This window comes from Calyptranema fuscum S582 (assembly GCF_055793305.1).
In genome coordinates this window covers 83,693-100,574 of sequence record NZ_JBSLYH010000030.1, presented here as the reverse complement: position 1 = coordinate 100,574, position 16,882 = coordinate 83,693, and the positions used below count along the sequence as shown (strand labels likewise).

Annotated in this window: 13 protein-coding genes and 1 pseudogene; 8 read left to right on the top strand and 6 right to left on the bottom strand. The window is 50.5% G+C overall.

What is annotated here, in order from left to right; translation table 11 throughout:
• Nucleotides 1-403 (bottom strand): annotated as a pseudogene (locus ACR6Z4_RS19770) (hypothetical protein); the annotation flags it as partial.
• A 518-nt stretch (nucleotides 404-921) separates the two neighbouring features.
• Between ACR6Z4_RS19770 and serA the strand changes: the two are divergent.
• The 5 genes from serA to ACR6Z4_RS19745 all read left to right on the top strand — a co-directional run bounded on the left by serA (nucleotide 922) and on the right by ACR6Z4_RS19745 (nucleotide 5,310).
• Nucleotides 922-2,508: a phosphoglycerate dehydrogenase gene (gene serA, locus ACR6Z4_RS19765; RefSeq protein WP_479719036.1), complete on the top strand. Its 1,587-nt coding sequence runs from the start codon at nucleotides 922-924 to the stop codon at nucleotides 2,506-2,508.
• 143 nt (nucleotides 2,509-2,651) lie between these two features.
• Nucleotides 2,652-2,774: a hypothetical protein gene (locus ACR6Z4_RS19760; protein ID WP_479719035.1), complete on the top strand. Its 123-nt coding sequence runs from the start codon at nucleotides 2,652-2,654 to the stop codon at nucleotides 2,772-2,774.
• Between the two features lie 64 nt (nucleotides 2,775-2,838).
• Nucleotides 2,839-3,735, top strand: a complete 897-nt coding sequence (prmA, locus tag ACR6Z4_RS19755; protein ID WP_479719034.1) for a 50S ribosomal protein L11 methyltransferase — start codon at nucleotides 2,839-2,841, stop codon at nucleotides 3,733-3,735.
• A gap of 579 nt (nucleotides 3,736-4,314) precedes the next feature.
• The gene (locus ACR6Z4_RS19750) at nucleotides 4,315-5,022 is read left to right on the top strand and encodes a DUF502 domain-containing protein (protein ID WP_479719033.1); all 708 of its coding nucleotides are present in this window, start codon (nucleotides 4,315-4,317) and stop codon (nucleotides 5,020-5,022) included.
• A 33-nt stretch (nucleotides 5,023-5,055) separates the two neighbouring features.
• Entirely contained in the window at nucleotides 5,056-5,310 is a 255-nt protein-coding gene (locus tag ACR6Z4_RS19745; RefSeq protein ID WP_479719032.1) for a SemiSWEET transporter, read from the top strand.
• A gap of 81 nt (nucleotides 5,311-5,391) precedes the next feature.
• On the opposite strand, the gene ACR6Z4_RS19740 is transcribed toward ACR6Z4_RS19745, so the two are convergent.
• A complete protein-coding gene (locus ACR6Z4_RS19740; RefSeq protein ID WP_479719031.1) occupies nucleotides 5,392-7,509 on the bottom strand; it encodes a S8 family serine peptidase in 2,118 nt (705 codons plus the stop codon).
• 157 nt (nucleotides 7,510-7,666) lie between these two features.
• Here ACR6Z4_RS19740 and ACR6Z4_RS19735 point away from each other — a divergent pair, with 157 nt between their 5' ends.
• The 3 genes from ACR6Z4_RS19735 to grxD all read left to right on the top strand — a co-directional run bounded on the left by ACR6Z4_RS19735 (nucleotide 7,667) and on the right by grxD (nucleotide 9,357).
• Nucleotides 7,667-8,317: a hypothetical protein gene (locus ACR6Z4_RS19735; protein WP_479719030.1), complete on the top strand. Its 651-nt coding sequence runs from the start codon at nucleotides 7,667-7,669 to the stop codon at nucleotides 8,315-8,317.
• 362 nt (nucleotides 8,318-8,679) lie between these two features.
• A complete protein-coding gene (locus tag ACR6Z4_RS19730; RefSeq protein ID WP_479719029.1) occupies nucleotides 8,680-8,943 on the top strand; it encodes a BolA family protein in 264 nt (87 codons plus the stop codon).
• A gap of 90 nt (nucleotides 8,944-9,033) precedes the next feature.
• Nucleotides 9,034-9,357 carry a Grx4 family monothiol glutaredoxin gene (gene grxD, locus ACR6Z4_RS19725; protein WP_479719028.1) on the top strand — a complete coding sequence of 108 codons (324 nt, stop codon included), beginning with the start codon at nucleotides 9,034-9,036 and terminating at the stop codon, nucleotides 9,355-9,357.
• Between the two features lie 264 nt (nucleotides 9,358-9,621).
• Here the strand turns inward: grxD and ACR6Z4_RS19720 are convergent, their stop codons facing one another.
• The 4 genes from ACR6Z4_RS19720 to ACR6Z4_RS19705 form a co-directional block, all read right to left on the bottom strand.
• Entirely contained in the window at nucleotides 9,622-11,484 is a 1,863-nt protein-coding gene (locus ACR6Z4_RS19720) for a DUF3685 domain-containing protein (protein WP_479719027.1), read from the bottom strand.
• Nucleotides 11,485-11,520: 36 nt separating this feature from the next.
• The gene (locus ACR6Z4_RS19715) at nucleotides 11,521-13,461 is read right to left on the bottom strand and encodes a hypothetical protein (RefSeq protein ID WP_479719026.1); all 1,941 of its coding nucleotides are present in this window, start codon (nucleotides 13,459-13,461) and stop codon (nucleotides 11,521-11,523) included.
• Nucleotides 13,462-13,570: 109 nt separating this feature from the next.
• Complete coding sequence (locus ACR6Z4_RS19710; RefSeq protein WP_479719025.1) at nucleotides 13,571-15,856, bottom strand: CapA family protein; 2,286 nt, start codon at nucleotides 15,854-15,856, stop codon at nucleotides 13,571-13,573.
• 311 nt (nucleotides 15,857-16,167) lie between these two features.
• Nucleotides 16,168-16,428: a Precorrin-3B methylase gene (locus ACR6Z4_RS19705; protein ID WP_479719024.1), complete on the bottom strand. Its 261-nt coding sequence runs from the start codon at nucleotides 16,426-16,428 to the stop codon at nucleotides 16,168-16,170.
• Nucleotides 16,429-16,882 lie beyond the last annotated feature (454 nt).

Sequence of the window (16,882 nt, the reverse complement as noted above, 5' to 3'; positions counted from 1 at the left end):
GATTACTTGTGGGGTCGTTGCAAGGTTGAAGATTGTTCGGGAGAGATGAAGGGGTGGAGGGAGTGGGGGAGGTTGAGGGGGAAACAGAAGTGGCAGGTGTGGAGTGGGTGATTTTATCGATGCGGGGGGGATCGGGGGTGACTGGCACGCCGATGGGGGTAGTATCGCTCGCGATCTGTTTGGGGATGAGGGGTTGGGCGATCGCCACAGATTGTTTTGAACTAAACTCTGGCACGTGGGGATCAAGGGTGGCGATCGGTTTGACGGATGGGCTAGAGGCAGAATCTGCGGGACGAACGGCGGTGATCGTCGCATTGGGCAAGGGTTCCCGGATCTTGGGCGGCTCTCCCGGCAATTGTCCCTGGTTGAGTAGGCTGGCGGCAATCAGATAGAAATCGCTCATGGGCTATGGCTCCCCAGTGGCATCTTTATCTTCCTAATTGCTAGCGATCGCACCGAACTTCAGGAAAATTGACTTAATAATTCTCACGCCATAAACCTAATCCTGTTTTGGGGAGCGCTGGCGGAGCCAGCGCTCCCCAAAACAGGATTAAATTAGCATACGGTTAATGGAGTAAAAGCCTTGCTCTGCAAGGCTTTTACTCCATTAGCCTCAGATAGTGATAGATAAAGTGCCCTGTCAAGGGGGAAAAGCCAAAAACTTTTAGGCGGTTAACAATGATATACCCTGCTTTGCAGTAGAATGACCTTCTGTAGAAACTCCCGAGTGTCTTTGATTTAAAGCCTTTCGCAGCCAAGTTTGTTACACCTTCTAAAGATTTGTCATTGCGAACTCTGTAGCGTCTCTCGCTTGCAAAGCGTGAAGCAATTGACCTTTGCCCGTTTCATGGCTTGCTGTTGCTAAACGACTCAATCTGGTTTCTGAACGCTGTTCTCTGAATTCAACTGATCTCCTAAATCATGCCCAAGGTTCTTGTTTCTGATCCCATCGATCAAGTCGGTATCGATATCCTTTCTCAGGTTGCACAGGTAGATATCAAAACCAATCTGCCCGTCGAAGAATTAGTCAAAATTATCCCAGACTACGAAGCCTTAATGATTCGTTCGGGCACCCATGTCACTCAAGCAGTGATTGACGCCGGAACGCAACTCAAAATCATTGGTCGTGCTGGGGTCGGGGTCGATAATGTCGATGTTCCTGCGGCTACCCGTCGCGGCATCCTGGTAGTAAATTCGCCCGAAGGAAATACGGTTGCTGCCGCTGAACATGCGGTTGCCATGATGTTAGCCATCTCCCGTCACATTCCCGATGCCAATCAATCGGTGAAAAGTGGCAAGTGGGATCGCAAAAGTTTCACTGGCGTTGAGGTCTACAAAAAAACGCTGGGGATTGTAGGGCTTGGTAAAATTGGTTCTCACGTAGCGGCGATCGCCAGAGCCATGGGCATGCGCTTGTTAGCGTACGATCCCTTCCTGTCCAGCGAACGTGCCGAACAAATGGGCTGTCAATTGGTGGAATTAGACATCCTGTTGCGCGAATCCGATTACATGACCCTGCATCTCCCCAAAACCAAAGAAACCTACCATCTGATCAATGCCGAAGCGATTGAAAAGATGAAGCCCACCGCTCGCATTGTCAACTGTGCCCGAGGCGGGATCATTGATGAAGCGGCGTTGGCTGAAGCCCTCCAACGCGGCAGAATTGCTGGCGCGGCATTGGATGTTTATGAAACAGAGCCATTGGGTGAATCGTCTCTACGGGCGTTAGGCAAAGAGATGATCTTAACCCCCCATTTGGGTGCATCGACCGAAGAAGCGCAGGTGAACGTTGCCATCGATGTTGCCGAACAAATTCGCGACGTGTTGCTGGGGTTGCCCGCTCGTTCTGCGGTCAATATCCCCGGTCTGCGTCCTGACTTGATGGAAAAGCTCCGCCCTTATTTGCAACTAGCAGAAACGCTGGGCAATCTCATCAGTCAGTTAGCCGGTGGACGGGTCGAATCGCTTAATGTTCGACTTCAGGGTGAACTCGCCACAAATGAAAGTCAACCCGTGGTTGTAGCGGCTCTAAAAGGCTTGCTATCCCATGCGTTGCAAGAACGGGTCAACTACGTCAACGCCAGTATCGAAGCCAAAGAACGGGGAATTCGCGTTATCGAAACACGGGATGCAACCGTGAAAGACTACGCCGGATCACTCCATATTCAGGCAAAGGGGCCGTTGGGCGAACATTCGGTAACGGGTGCCATCTTGGGTGACGATGAAATTCGGGTGACGAATATCGACGAATTTCCCATCAACGTCCCTCCCAGTCGATTTATGCTATTCACGTTGCACCGCGATATGCCGGGGATCATCGGCAAAATCGGGTCGCTCTTGGGTAGCTTTAATGTCAACATTGCCAGTATGCAGGTGGGGCGAAAGATTGTTCGGGGTGATGCTGTGATGGTGTTGAGCCTGGACGACCCTCTGCCCGAAGGGATTTTGGCAGAAATCCTTAAGGTTCCGGGTATTCGCGATGCCTACACGGTGAGGCTTTCAACCTAAGGATCACAAATTAATTAAAACCCGGAAGTTTATTTTTAGAAGCGCGGCTCCGCCGCGCTTCCAAAAATAAACCTTCGGTTTTATTAAATCCACGATCCTAAGGAAGGGACGGGGTTTAGCCTGTCATTCTGTTTGAGAGAGCCATGGCTCTCTCAAATAACATCGGGGTTGATTCAATGCCTGAGTTTGAGACCCTATCTGAACGGTTGATTTTTCCTGCCCTGCGGGCAGGAAAAATCAACCGTCCTCATCGCGTTTTGAGATAGGCTCTTAGAGATAATGCTCTACAATTACCCAAAATTCACTTGGTTTATGTGAGGCACAATACCCTTGGCTAATAGCTGGTGGGAAATCCAAATCCTATGCGATCCGGTCTTAGAAGAGGTAATCTTTTGGAGACTGGAAAACTTTGGTTGCCGTGGAACTTCCAGTGAGATGAAGGCATCCGCCTGTCTCGTTCAAGCGTATTTGCCTCAGCTCCAGGCACAACTCTTAGACTTGTCAGCCCTTTCGCTACTGGTGCGACAAGATGCGTTGTGCTTCGGCGTTGCCGTTCCGGCAGTGCAATGGCATTTGATCGATGAAGAAGACTGGGCAAGTGGTTGGAAGTCTTACTGGCATCCCCAGGAAATTGGCGATCGCTTTTTAATTAACCCTGCCTGGTTACCCATGCCAGAATCGAGCGATCGCCTGATTTTACGGCTTGACCCCGGTGTTGCCTTTGGTACGGGCAACCATGCCACTACTCAGCTTTGCCTGGAATCGCTGGAAATGCGCATGGGCGATGATATCGATACCTCCGAGATGGTTGTCGCTGATATTGGCTGTGGTTCTGGCATTCTTTCGATCGGCAGTGTGCTGTTGGGTGCAAAACGTGCCTATGCCGTTGATACAGACCCTCTGGCAATTAGAGCGACGCTCGAAAGCCGTGACTTAAACCTGATTGACCCGCAACGCCTGGTTGCCGAAGTCGGTAGCTTAGACAAAGTGATTGAGCTGGTGCAAGAGCCGGTCGATGGGATTTTGTGCAATATTCTGGCAGAAGTAATTTTAGATCTGATCCCCATGATGGGGGCGATCGCCAAACCGACCACCTGGGGCATTCTCAGCGGCATCTTGCTCGATCAAGTCAAACCGATCGCCGATACCTTAGAACAAAGTGGTTGGGTTGTGGCAACTCTCTGGCGCAGACAAGACTGGTGTTGCTTGAACATTCGCCGCTCCTGAGTCACTGAGGCAGACGCCATCTTTCCCAGTTAGAAAACAATTCGTTACAATCTAGATAAGCAGTCGGCGAAGGATCGTGAATTAAATAAAACCGAACATTGAATCTTGTGTAAGGGCGAACGGGCGATCGCCCTACGACAAACCATCGACGTTATCTAATTTTCATTTCTAAGATTTGAAGAAGCGATGACTCTGCTGCACGTTTCAAAGTTGACCGCTGGTAGTCCTGACGCCTTGATCCCCGAAAAGAAACCGTTTCAGGTCAAGCCAGAAAAGTCACAAAATAAACTGATACATTGGAATTCACCAGATTTTTGTGATCGAATCTCTATCCATCCATTCGGCAGGACTAGTTTGGGGTATGCCGGTAAAACTCATCCGTTAGAACGGAGGAATTAGAGCAGCAATAAATGGATACGGATCGCAAATGGATTAAACGGTTCTTTCTTTGATGAGAGAGAGGCTGGAGCCATCCTTCTCAATTCAATAAAGACATAGAGACTCAATCAAGAGAATTGGGTTCTATATCGTTCATAATCCGAAGGGTGTTTCCCGTTGGTTAAGGAGAATCATTGTTCTGTGCTACAACGCCTTAAGCAAGACCTTAAGAATGACCTGATTGCCGGATTACTGGTCATCATTCCACTGGCAACGACCATTTGGCTAACGCTGACTATTGCCAGTTGGGTTGTCAGGTTTTTGACGCAGATTCCCAAACAAATCAACCCATTCATCGATCTCAACCCCATTTTGGGGGATCTGCTGAATTTGGCAGTCGGTCTGTCGGTACCCCTGCTCAGTATTCTGTTAATTGGCTTGATGGCTCGCAATATTGTTGGGCGCTGGCTATTAGATTTTGGTGAGACCATCCTTCAAGCCATTCCCCTGGCAGGAGCGGTTTACAAAACGCTCAAACAGTTGCTCGAAACCTTGCTAAAAGACACCAGCGGCAAATTCCGTCGGGTTGTTTTAGTAGAATATCCTCGTCCGGGCGTTTGGGCTGTTGCGTTTGTAACCGGGGTACTGAATATCGATCTGCATACGCACGCGACTTCGGAGCCGATGCTGAGCTTGTTCATTCCCACTACACCCAACCCGACGACAGGTTGGTATGCTATTGTCCCGGAACGAGATGTCGTGAATCTCTCGGTGTCGGTTGAAGATGCATTTAAGGTCGTGGTATCAGGCGGTATTGTCGGAACGTCGGCTTTAATTGCCAGTCCACCCGATAATTTTGAACCTCGGCAATTGCAACCGCCCTTAGATGCATCGTTGTCAGAGTTATAGTGCTGTGTGCGCGCAGGAGGCGATCGCCATCATATGGATTGGATCAATCTTTTAGGTTTGATCGCAGGTAGTTTAACCACCCTTGCCTTTTTACCGCAACTGTTTAAAACGTGGCAAACCCGCTCTGCTAAAGACATCTCAATGGGGTGGCTGGGTACGTTTATCAGCGGCATCTTTCTCTGGCTGCTCTATGGTCTTGCCATTGGCGCACTGCCCGTGATTTTGGCGAATGGCACAACCCTGGTTTTAACCTTGATTATTTTGGGCTTTAAGCTACGGTTTCGCTAAGGATCACATATTAAATACTTGCCATTCTTTTCGAGAGAGCGACGGCTCCGCCGTCGCTCTCTTGAAAAGATCTGGGCGTTACTAGATTCCCAGACTCAGTTGCCAACTGACCAGCCGTCCTGTGTTCATCGCCACATAGTCAATCATCTTTAACTGCCATTTACCGGCTGTCGATTGCTGGAGCAATTGCCCAAACATCGGAGTTGTTTCTAGCGAATAGGTGGTTTGTAGGCGGGTCAATCTGCCTAACGTCCGGCTTTGTAATAGAATGGCTTTGCCTCTGGGGGGCACCAGACTGATTTCTAGATCCCCCAAAAAGCTGTGTTCGATATCGACACTCACCTGGATATCGAGAATCGGTTGAGCATCGGTGATTTGAATTGAGCTGGCAATGCCCTGGGGATTGTTATCGGGAATGTTGAGTGCGGTGGTGTTTTGTTGTTGCAGATAGCGGGACACCCGTGGCATCGGGGCAATCTTTTGGCGGGCAGTTTGCACAGCTTTAAGGGCATTGACTTTGCCGTAGCCAAACCATTGTGAATACCCTTTGGCATCGTAAGTGCCCCAGCGATAGCCCAGTTGCGGATCGGCAGAGGTATCGACAATTTTGTCGGCAGTATCTTGCAGAATTTGTTTGACCTCTCTGGCGGTCAGATTGGGATTAGCCGATAGAACTAATGCGGCAACGCCAGCCACAATGGGGCAGGCACTAGAGGTGCCGCCGAAAGCGGTAGTGAAGTCGCCCGGAGAATATCCGGCAGCACCCAGGCGATCGCTGGTAAAGATGCCTTCACCGGGTAAGGGTGATGAGATGGCGGGACCCGTCGAGACATAGCCCTTTTCTGGCAGCCATAACCCTGGCGAACCGTTGTTACTCGGAGCCGCCACCGAAATTGCATTGCCCCAGTTACTATAAGCTGACTTTTTATTCAGACTGGTGCAAGCCGAGACGGTGATCACATCAGGATGGATGACAAAACCATTGAGCCAGTTGGTGGTGCCATTGATCAGGCTTTGATTCCAGCCCCGTTCGCTAATGCTGCCACTCACCGGACGGTTGGCATTGCCAGCAGCAAAGACAATGACGCAGCCCTTGCCATTGCGCCCTGTCGTCGCTGCCCGCGTGAGCACTGCCCGTTGCCGGAGTGACAGGGGAAAATAAACGGCAGCAGGACCCCAGCTACAGGAAGCAACCGCTGCCCCTTTTTCAATTAAATAGTTGAATAACGTTTCTATAGTAGTGTCATCCAGATAACCTGTGGTGCGCACGGGCATGAAGGTGCATCCAGGAGCCACGCCCACAATCCCTGCTTGATTTTCTTCGGCGATCGCCACTCCGGCGCAGGCGGTTCCATGATTTTCTTGACTGGCTTCGGGCATCGGCAAAAAGCCATTGTCTTGAAAATCTTTGGGAAAAGCAATTTTTCCTTTTCCTTGAAAGTCAGGATGGTTGAGGTCAAAGCCATCATCAGCGATCGCCACAATAATTGAGCGATCGCCCCGCGTAATCTCCCAGGCGGCTTCAGCAGAGATATGCGACCCCGTTGCTAAATTCTGACCGCCATTGTGATGCAGATACCATTGCTTGGCATAGTCCGGATCTCGCGGATGGTAATGGGTCTGGTTTTCGATCGCCACATTGGGTTCTGCTGTCAACACGTCCGAACGACGCATCAGTTGATTCGCCAGTTTGATTGGGTTAACAATGGCTTGATCGGTAACACGAAAGACAAACGTCTGGGGCACTCCTACAACCGGCTGAATGGGCTTTAGCCCCAAGGCGGCAATGTCTGCGCCAATAGTAGCTCGATTAACTGAATCGGCAAACTGAATAGTTAACTGATCCGTCACATAGACCAGGGTTTCGGGGCTATTCGACAGGTGATAAACATGGCTGGCAAACGCAACATCTTGAGAATTACGGGCGATCGCCATGGCGGCATCGAGTTGATCCGGTGCCACCAAAACCTCGATCAATTGCACCGACGGAATCGGATGCACCGACTGGGGATGGATCTGTTCTACCAGCACATCGGCGGAACGTCCTTTCACAAGTCGCACCGTAAAGCGATCGCGCCGCTTTTGCAACGCCAACTCTTCACCCCCCCGTTGTAAGATCGCGCCTTCTTGATCGACCGCTACCCCAGCTGCCAACGCCTCTGCGTCACTCCGGTCTGGAGGATTTACCGAACCTTTCATGCCATTTCACTCTCCTTACGCCAGGAACTTACCGGGATCAATTTCAGTCAGTCCTACTCATCCGTGCAAAATTGTCCTTCAGCATAAATGTAGGGATGCAATGGTAAGATCCTCAAAAGTTAAACTGTTACGCTCCTACTCTACGCAGATTTAGTTCATGGTATCCCCTAAGTTTACTCGTTTGTTCTCTTTAATCAGCCGTCTGGCTGTGCCGACCGCCGCTGCTCTGGCACTTTTACCTCTAAATGCAGCAATCGCTCAAACGCCTGCGCTAGACCAGGGAGGTAACTCGTCTGATCCATCTTTGCAGCAGTCTCCAGACACCGAAGATTTACGGCCCTTGTCGCAAGACGGCAGCATTCTTAGCATTCGAGGCGGACAACGGTTGATGTCTGAAGCCGGAAATGCGGTTTCTGCCGGAAACTATGACCAGGCAGTTGATAAGCTCAACCAGGCCCGTCAGTTATTCAACCAGCTATCTAATTTCTATCAAGATTTAGCGTCTAGCTTTTCTGGAATTGACAACCGCATTGCCGATGCTCAACGCCGCGCCGCTCTAGATACTGCGCAAATGCGAGATCAGGCAACCTATCAACTGGCATTAGTACACCGGGCACGCAACCAACCCGAATTAGCAGTTCCCTTACTCATCCAAATTATTCGCAGCCAACAACCCACCCGCGAACTGGGGCAACAGGCATATCGGCAGTTGTATGAATTGGGGTTTGTTGACTCTCCATTCCCTCGCGCTCAGTCAGGTGAACCGACATCGAGGGTGCAATCTACAACCAACCAACCGCTGAATTAAGATTGCCCCAGAGTTATCCACTGGGGTAGGCAACGAATTGATCAAAAGGATGGAGTATGAGAGGCGCATCCCTGTGGGATGCGCCTCTCATCATTGATGGGAAATTGCACAATTCATGCCGATTTGCAGATTTAATCAGGCAAATAGTTTTGAGCGTCATGCGAAGTGCAATTCTCAAAACTATTGGTTCTATAGCCAATTTAAATGGGTATCTCTTAAAAAATTAGAGCGATCGCATTTACACTGAAGTGTAGATTAAAACTAATCTCTTTTGGGAACGAACACTTTCCCAGCGGGAAAATCCTAGTTCTCAAGTTGAACGAGGTATCGCATACGTATAGGTTTCAGTTTGAGGAGGTCAGATGGTTAGCCCAAGTCAAGTTGAGGCAATGATTAAAACGGGTCTACCGGATGCGGAAGTCCAGGTACAAGATCTGACAGGGGGCGGCGATCATTACCAGGTTGTCGTCGTTTCGTCTCAGTTTGCGGGCAAAGGGCTGGTGCAACAACATCAGTTGGTCTATGGCGCAGTGCGTCAGGCAATGTCGTCTGAAGCAATTCATGCCTTATCTTTGAAGACCTATACCCCTGAAGCCTGGGCAGCAGCGGGTCAGACCGTTTCATAGCTGACTCAAGATTGTTGGTTTCCAGGTACGATAGACCCGATACGATAGAGTTATTAGCCCGATTCGTTCCACTACCATTGATTAAGTATTATGACTCCGGAAGTTCAAGCGCGTATTACTGATCTCATCCATCAAAACAAAATTTTTGTCTTCATGAAGGGAAACAAACTGATGCCTCAGTGTGGTTTCTCTAACAATGTGGTGCAAATTCTCAACATGTTGGGTGTCCCTTACGAAACCTTTGATGTGCTCTCAGATAATGAGATTCGTGAAGGCATCAAAGCCTATTCAAGTTGGCCGACCATTCCTCAGGTGTATGTTAATGGCGAGTTTCTGGGTGGTTCCGACATTTTGATTGAGCTATATCAAAAAGGCGAACTGCAACAGATGGTAGAAGTTGCCCTGGCATCCTAGTACATCAGATTGTAGCGGTTTGCACGTTCGTTAAATACAGAAACGGTATTGTGGGGCGCGGAGCGCCCCACAATACCGTACTAGATCGACCCGCACAGTACTATAAACGTTTTGGGTGGAGGGGGCGTCGCCCCCTCCACCCAAAACGTTTTCTGTTATAGCAGCCAAAGGGCTGGTTAGGACAGGGGGCGCGGGGGCTGTGCCCCCGGACAGGGGTTTCACCCCTGCACCCCGTCCTAATTAATCATTCAATTGCTCCATTGCTTAAGGTTTGTCTTGCCAGGCGCTACCCAGCCCTTTGAGAATGCCGCGACCGATTAAGCCAATGCCACGACCCACGACATCGGTCAGCACATAGATAACACTGCTGCCAATGATCGATAACGTAGAGCGAATCCGAGGGGCGATCGCATCTCTTGTTTCTAGTGCCAGGGTAACGGCAAGTTGCAAACCGGAAAGATGTTCTAACTCTTGCCGTCGGGGTGCATAAATGGACGTGGTTTTAATCCCTCGACCTTGAAATGTGTAAAGGCGATATTGACTTTCAAAAATATCTTTGGGTTCGCCCACCAGACGAGCCAGCCGATATTTCCAGGATAGATTGTTACGAAAGCGCTCGATTTCGCGGCTCGACAGCAAAAAGCGATCGTAAAAATTTTGCTTAATCGTTTCGACATCGGCAAACCGATTGAGTAAGGGTTGCATCACCGCATTAGCAACCTGTAGAACCAAATTATCTAACACCAACTCCGCTCGGAACATCGCTTCAGGATTCCCGGCGACATAGGCGCGACCATCTACCACCAGAGGGGTAAGAAACAGTAAATGGGTCAGCAATTCTTCGACCAAGGGAATTTTGCTGAGGATGGAAGTTTGCACCGTCTCAGCTTCTTGTAACAAGGTATCGACGACGTCAATCGTGTTGCCCTCGATGGACAGCGTGTAGTATTTGCCCAAAAAGTCTGTCAGAACAGCTTGCCAGAGGTCGAGTAAAATGGGCGATCGCTTTTCGGCAAATTGGTCGGGCGGCACCTGAGCAAAGCGCAGATCGCTCAACACCTCTTCTAATTTACGCAGGGTTAGATATAGCAATTCGCGTTTGCGATCTTCTCGCAAAATGTCGATTTCTAACGGCGTTTCGGTCTTGTTTTGCAGATTGGTTTGCAACTTTGCCAATAGCCCTTCTAACAACATCGACTGGAGCGTTTGGGCAGTCAACTCACCTGCGATGGGAGTTGTTACGGCAACCAATCCCGCTGATCCTCGATCAGACTCTAACCGTTGGCGAGATGAGGGCTGAGTGGCATCTGGGATCTTGAGATCGGGATTAGATGGCTCTGGTTCCGGCAAATCGGGGGTAGCCAGCAATCGTGTCACTAACCAGCGGGCTGCCCGGAGTTCGCGTCTGCGTCCAGCGGCGATCGCCTGATCCAATACAGATAAGTCTGAGGTTTTTAATTGCTCCGTCACATGACCCAGTTCCGCCTCAATCTGCCGTAACCCATAGAGTCGTAAGTTGCGCCGAGCGATCGCCAGAGGTCCAGGTAATGGGGCTGACGTGCCTACGGATAAAGGCGGATCCGGGCGGTCGGATGAAATCGATAATGCTGCCGACCCAGATGCCGACTGGAGCCAATACGATTGCCCCGTTGCCACCTGTCGAATGATTTGTTCTAACTGGGGCACGGGTGTATTTTTCAGGCAATAGCCACTTGCGCCAACCTGCTGAGCCGCTGCCACCATCAGCGGTTCTGAAAAGTCGCTGAGTACCAGAATGGGCAAAGTAGGATACTGCGTTCTCAACGGCTGACACATTGCCAAACCCTCCGTCGGACTGGGTTGGGTCGGTGTCTCATGGATCACCAGGATCACCAGATCGATGGCAAGTGGCGTTGTTAACGGGGGAGTAGATGCCTCTGCTGGTATATCAGACGCAGGAGATGTCGTCTGGCAATAGGTTGCCAAGCGCTCTAATGCATCAGCGTCGTCCTCAATCTCTAGCACGACATCTAGATCCGAAAGTCGGTTGAGCCAGAGCCGCAATCCCAACCGAAAGGTGGGGTTACGGTCAATTAACACGACCCGTAATGGCTGATTCTGCGATGCAGACATTTCATGATCGCTCATGCCAGCACAGAGAGAAAAGTAACGATGCCAAACGGGTTAGTACGATCCGTCGTCATAGGAATCGTCACTATAGGAATCATCGGTATAGGTATCGCTGTCATCACTATAGGCTTCGCTTTCTGCTTCGGCTTCGGCTGCCCAACGCGCCCGTAAGTCTGCCCGTTGTGCCCGCCAATTGGCGATCGCACCGCTGGCTTCATTGTAAAGTGCCCGACCCCGACCAATTTGGGAGGCTTGCTCAATGGCTAACGAATAACGTTCGCGGGCAGCTAACGCATAGGCAGCATCCAAAATCGGTCGATCTTCGGCAATTTCAGTTTCTTGAATTTTATTGCGCCAGATCCGGACTGCCACCTGTGCCTGGTCATAGAGGGCGCGGTCAGAGCCAATCCGCGATGCCGACCGGATCGCCGATCTGAGCTTACCGGCTTCTGCCAACTGTTGGGCTTCTTCGAGCAACGGTTTATCTTCAATAGTTTCAATCTGGTCTTGCCATTGGGCGATCGCATCTTGAGCTTCTTGCCACAGGGCGCGCCCCGTCGGTACCTGACTCGCGACCCCTATCGCCTGTTGCAAATCGGGGATGTTACCCGACTGGGCTAAATCTCGCGCCCGATCGATATAAGGGCGATCTTCGATCCGTTGGATTTGCTGCCCCCAGTGGGCTGCCAGGGTTTGTGCCTGAAGCCGTCGGGGATGGTCGGGCGCAATCATTTGGGCTTGTGCCATTCCCAATTGGAAGGTGAATCGCTGACCTAAACTTGCTGTCAGATTGGCAAATTGTAAATGCTGAAGACCTTGAATCTGGGCTTGCCAGTTTTGGATGTCTGCCTGAGCGGCGGCGTAAAACGGGCTGGACGATTCGATCTGCTGGGCAGCTCCGATCGCTTCCATCAGGTTAAACATTTGCCCCAACGACGGTTCCCAGGCAGATTCGCTCTGGGTTGCCAATTGGTGCGCCTGACTGATCTGCACCAGATCTTTGCCCAGGGGATTGTCGATCAACGCCACTGGAATAGTTTGGGCGATCGCCATTGCTTCGTCCCAATTACCCGACTGCCAACGTTCTAACCCAATTTTGATCAGCATTTGACCCCAGGTTTCCAGGTCAGTTTTAGCTTCTTCCCAGATATAGCGCTTGGGATCAATCTGTTGCACCAGAGCGATCGCCTCTGCCAGTTTCTCAGGACGCTCTCCTTTAGCTAACTCCTGTGCCTGCCGCAAAAGTTGATGCGCTTCCTTTTCTTGCAACACCAACTGGGTTAATTCATTCACCTTATCAACGCGCCAGTGGTCGTTATCCAAATTTGCCAGTTCAAAAATTTGGTTAGAGGCTCCATCCCAATCGCGATTTTTCAGAGCCGCTTGCGCAGCCGCATAAATGCGATCGCCCTGTTGCCATTGGTCGTTCCAGGAAGCGATCGCTGCTTGCGCTTCTTGATAAACACTGCTGGTTTTTGGAACATGGTTTGCCAGATCAATCGCCCCTTGCAAATCACTCTGGTCAAACTTGGTATAGGCAAGCTGAAGAATGGAATGCGACCAAACTTCTAATAACTCATGGGCTTCTCCATAAAGAGGATGATCTGAGTTCCATTTGCCGACCAGATCTAACCCTGCCAATACTGCCGAGATATCACCCGACTGGGCAGCTTCACGGGCGCAGTAAAGCCGTTCGGCATCTGTAGGCAGGGGCGAAATGCTCTGGCAGTCAATCGGCGGCGGCAGACGAGTCAGCCACACCACCGCACCCAGACCCACTGCCCCACAGGCAACAATCGTGCCCAACCACAGCTGAGACCACTGCACCGCTTGAGACATTGCCGTGCGCCGTTTTGGGGGACGCCGAGGAACAGGAGGGGGCGGCAGAGTTGCTTCGACGGGAGGTGCAGGCACCACAATCGGTTCCTCAACCGTTGCCTGAGGGTCGGGTTGGGGAAATTGGGGAAGTTTGACTTGCTTAGAACTGGTATTCACAAATCGCTCTTTTGCTTGCCAAGGGTTTCAAATGCAAATCCTGAAATAACCTTACTGCAAGTGTAATGCCTACTTTCATTCGTGGGGACATTTACCGCAGGTTTTCTGTTTAAAAATGCGGTTTGAGTTTTCCCGATTCTGCGGGGTGTGGAGTCGCTTTGGCGATCGCCATCTGATCGCTGCTTACTGCACCCATCGCTTGATCGTCGGATACTTCCTCTGGAACCGTCTCTTCAGTATCCAGAGCCGCTGGTTCGTCTAGGGCAGCAGGTTCGTCTAAAGCCGCTGGTTTGGGTTCATCCGTCCCATTCTCCTCCAGGGGGTCTGTGATAGATGGATCGGGTGCAGCAGCGTCAGGTTGCATATCTGGATAGGTGACAAACGAGTCAGATGTGTTATTGGGATCAGCAGCATTCTCTGGGGCAGGTGCCGTTTCAGATGAGGTCGGCAGTACCAACGGGGGAGGAAGGCTGGGAGAGGCATTTGGTTCAGAGGTATCCGATGAGCGTGTGTTCAGCACCATCGGAGATTGCATCGGCTGTTCGAATAAACCCGATGCTTGCTGCAAATATCGCAGGATAGTTTTGCCTCGCTCGGCATCGACCAATTCGGGTTTGGAATCGCGCACCTGCACGGGCAGAAACTCGACCTGCATCTGCCGATCGCGAATCGAGACTTTGAGCATGGCGGTGTTGTAGTTAGATTTTGAAGTTTGGCTATCCCCAAACACAAAATCTCCTAAAGAATAGGCGATCGCCCGTCCTTTATAAATTTCCGCTCCTTGCAACACATCGGGATGATGCCCGACCACTAAATCAGCACCCTGGTCAATGGCTAGATGTGCCAATCGCACCTGCCAATCGGCGGGGTAGTCTGCCAATGCGCCACTCCAGCGATAGTTCACAATCACCCAATCCACCTGATCACGGATGGCTTTGATATCGTCAATGACCTGTTTGTCGATCGCCGCATTGACGCCAGCCGACCAGGGTTTTGCCGCTCCTGACTGCGAGTCCGAATAGCCCAGGTAAGCGATGCGTTGTCCGCGTACGTCAATAATTTCAGGTTGACGGGCTTCACGGCGATTGTGCCCTGCACCAATGGACTCGATCCCGGCTGTTTCTAATTCCTGTAGCGTCTGGGTTAAGCCCGTTTTGCCATGTTCCACAATCTGGCTGCTGGCGAGATTGACCACATCAACCCCCTGTTCGACCAGTTGTTCTACAGACGCATGGGTTGACCCGGTGGCAGAGCGGGTATTGGCTTGGTGGGTCAGGGGCGCATCGAGGTTGGCAAGCGCAATGTCTGCCTGGGTGTAGGGGTTGGTCGTCGCTGTCGCAACGGCATGGTTTGTCCCAGTCGGTGACTCTGTCCGAGATTGAGCGGTAAACGGAGAGTCTGAATGGGATCGGTCTGACCCGATTGCGTCTGAACTGACTGCGTCTGAGCTGGATGAATCTGAGGAAAATGGGTCTGATTCAGATGGGGTTGAACGGGATTGGTTGGAATTGAATCCGTCTGAAATCGGCTCAGTTGCAGCGATCGCACCCGGTTCTAAAACGAAATCATTGCTAAACGTGAGCGTAACTGTTGGGTCATTAGGGTTATGGGCGATCGCCTGTTGCTTCACGGTGACTAACCCCAGAGCGGTCTGCACCTTACTCGGTCGCAGGGGACTGGAACCCGCCGTCATTTGCCCAAAGGCTTGAAATTGAGCCTGTTCTAACCAGGCAGTAAAGGAAAAATCTGTAAAGGTTTCATACCCAGACCCGACCAGAAATGCAGCCAATGCAGACCCCACTAAAACCGGATGTTTGAGCTTAGTGGACGGGGGCAATCGCCAATGTGCTGACGGACTTGCAGGCAACAAATAAGCTGGACGCCGTTCGATTTGAGAGGGGCGAACGACGTTGACAGGACGCTGACGTTTTAATGGTGCAGGAGTCCGAGTGGGGGCAGGTGTCTTGGGTCTTGCCGCAGGCGCAAATGCGATCGCCCCACCCCGTTGCGATCGCATTTGCGCCGGAGCCGGATTGAGGATGCGGTGTTGGCGCTTGGGCTGAGCGGTTAATCGTACCGTTTGATCCCACAGCACAAAGGCAGTGCCAATAAATCGAGCAACGATGCGGACAGCAGCAAAAGCATTGGTATTTAACTTATGCAAGCGATGGCAGACAAACCGAATTAAGCGATCGCGATCGGGTAGGCGATGAAATTCCACGATGATCAGCAAACAACCCGGTCGGTCGAGTGATACGCGTGAGTAAACCCCTTGAGACATCAAATAAGCATTGAGCCAATGAGCGATCGCCTGACAATTTCCTTTCTGTGCTAACTGCATCACAGAAGGTTGAGACAAACTTTCTAGATCAACCATCGATTCACTCACAGTCATTCACTCACTCCTTACAGCCTCAAGACCTACACGTAGCACCTAATTGATCGACTCAAAAAACGCTGCGGTTCAACTGTAATGATAATTTTTTGTTCAAAAATTACCACTCTATTTCAGCCCTCACCCCAAACCAACACGATTGCACCCCTATTGTGGCGATGAATGGTGTCCAGGGCAACTGATCCAAACCCCAGACACCTGGTTAAACCTTACTGCTTACAGTTGCGATCGCACGCTACTTGCTGATTAATCTATATTTTCAATAGCCATTTGTCGAGATTCGTCATCAGAAATTCGTAAATCGTACGGATTTACCGCCCACCTGGTGGGGTGCGATGTGACCCAAAATATTTCTCACTGCGATATCGCAACCACACTTTTAAGACTTCCGGAATTTGTTTTTTTTGCTCCGGTGTCAATTGGTTGTAAAGTTCCAGTGCCCGTTCCCGTTCGTGACGGCACGCCGAATTGTTATGGGCATCCCAATAAGAGCGGGCAACACGAATGCGGCGGCACACCTCTTTTACTAAATCTTGCTCAGAGAGAGGTTCATCTTTCTTTTTCTTTGCCATGTTTTATCGGGGTCAATTGCTATAGTCTTCTGCAATTACGTTAGAGCAGATCCTATGTTGAAAAGCGGCGCTTCGCACCGCTTTTCAACACAGAATCAACCCAGTTCTGAGTAGGGTATTCGCACGCCAGTCCCTAAAATTAAGGGTTTAATCACATCCATTTTTTTTATAGATGGCGACAGCAGAGCTGTCGCCATCTATAAAAAAAATGACAGGTCAAGTAATCTATAGATCCTGAGCACATTTGATTCTAAGAATCGTGGATTTAATCAAACCCGATTCTTTTTGATAGAGCGGCGGCTCCGCCGCCACTCTATCAAAAAGAAGACAGATTAATTAATTTGTGATCTTTAAGGATCACACGTTCAATAAAAACTGGACGTTTATTTTTGGTTTTATTTAGTCCACGATCCTCAGAAAAATTCCTTCACGTTCCGCAGAACTTGAGAAACAG

Bases quoted from the DNA above. Each gene is read 5' to 3' on its own strand.
- serA (WP_479719036.1), top strand. From the start codon at position 922: ATGCCCAAGGTTCTTGTTTCTGATCCCATCGATCAAGTCGGTATCGAT.
- ACR6Z4_RS19760 (WP_479719035.1), top strand. From the start codon at position 2,652: ATGGCTCTCTCAAATAACATCGGGGTTGATTCAATGCCTGAGTTTGAG.
- ACR6Z4_RS19745 (WP_479719032.1), top strand. From the start codon at position 5,056: ATGGATTGGATCAATCTTTTAGGTTTGATCGCAGGTAGTTTAACCACC.
- ACR6Z4_RS19740 (WP_479719031.1), bottom strand. From the start codon at position 7,509: ATGAAAGGTTCGGTAAATCCTCCAGACCGGAGTGACGCAGAGGCGTTG.
- ACR6Z4_RS19735 (WP_479719030.1), top strand. From the start codon at position 7,667: ATGGTATCCCCTAAGTTTACTCGTTTGTTCTCTTTAATCAGCCGTCTG.
- ACR6Z4_RS19730 (WP_479719029.1), top strand. From the start codon at position 8,680: ATGGTTAGCCCAAGTCAAGTTGAGGCAATGATTAAAACGGGTCTACCG.
- grxD (WP_479719028.1), top strand. From the start codon at position 9,034: ATGACTCCGGAAGTTCAAGCGCGTATTACTGATCTCATCCATCAAAAC.
- ACR6Z4_RS19720 (WP_479719027.1), bottom strand. From the start codon at position 11,484: ATGAGCGATCATGAAATGTCTGCATCGCAGAATCAGCCATTACGGGTC.
- ACR6Z4_RS19710 (WP_479719025.1), bottom strand. From the start codon at position 15,856: ATGACTGTGAGTGAATCGATGGTTGATCTAGAAAGTTTGTCTCAACCT.
- ACR6Z4_RS19705 (WP_479719024.1), bottom strand. From the start codon at position 16,428: ATGGCAAAGAAAAAGAAAGATGAACCTCTCTCTGAGCAAGATTTAGTA.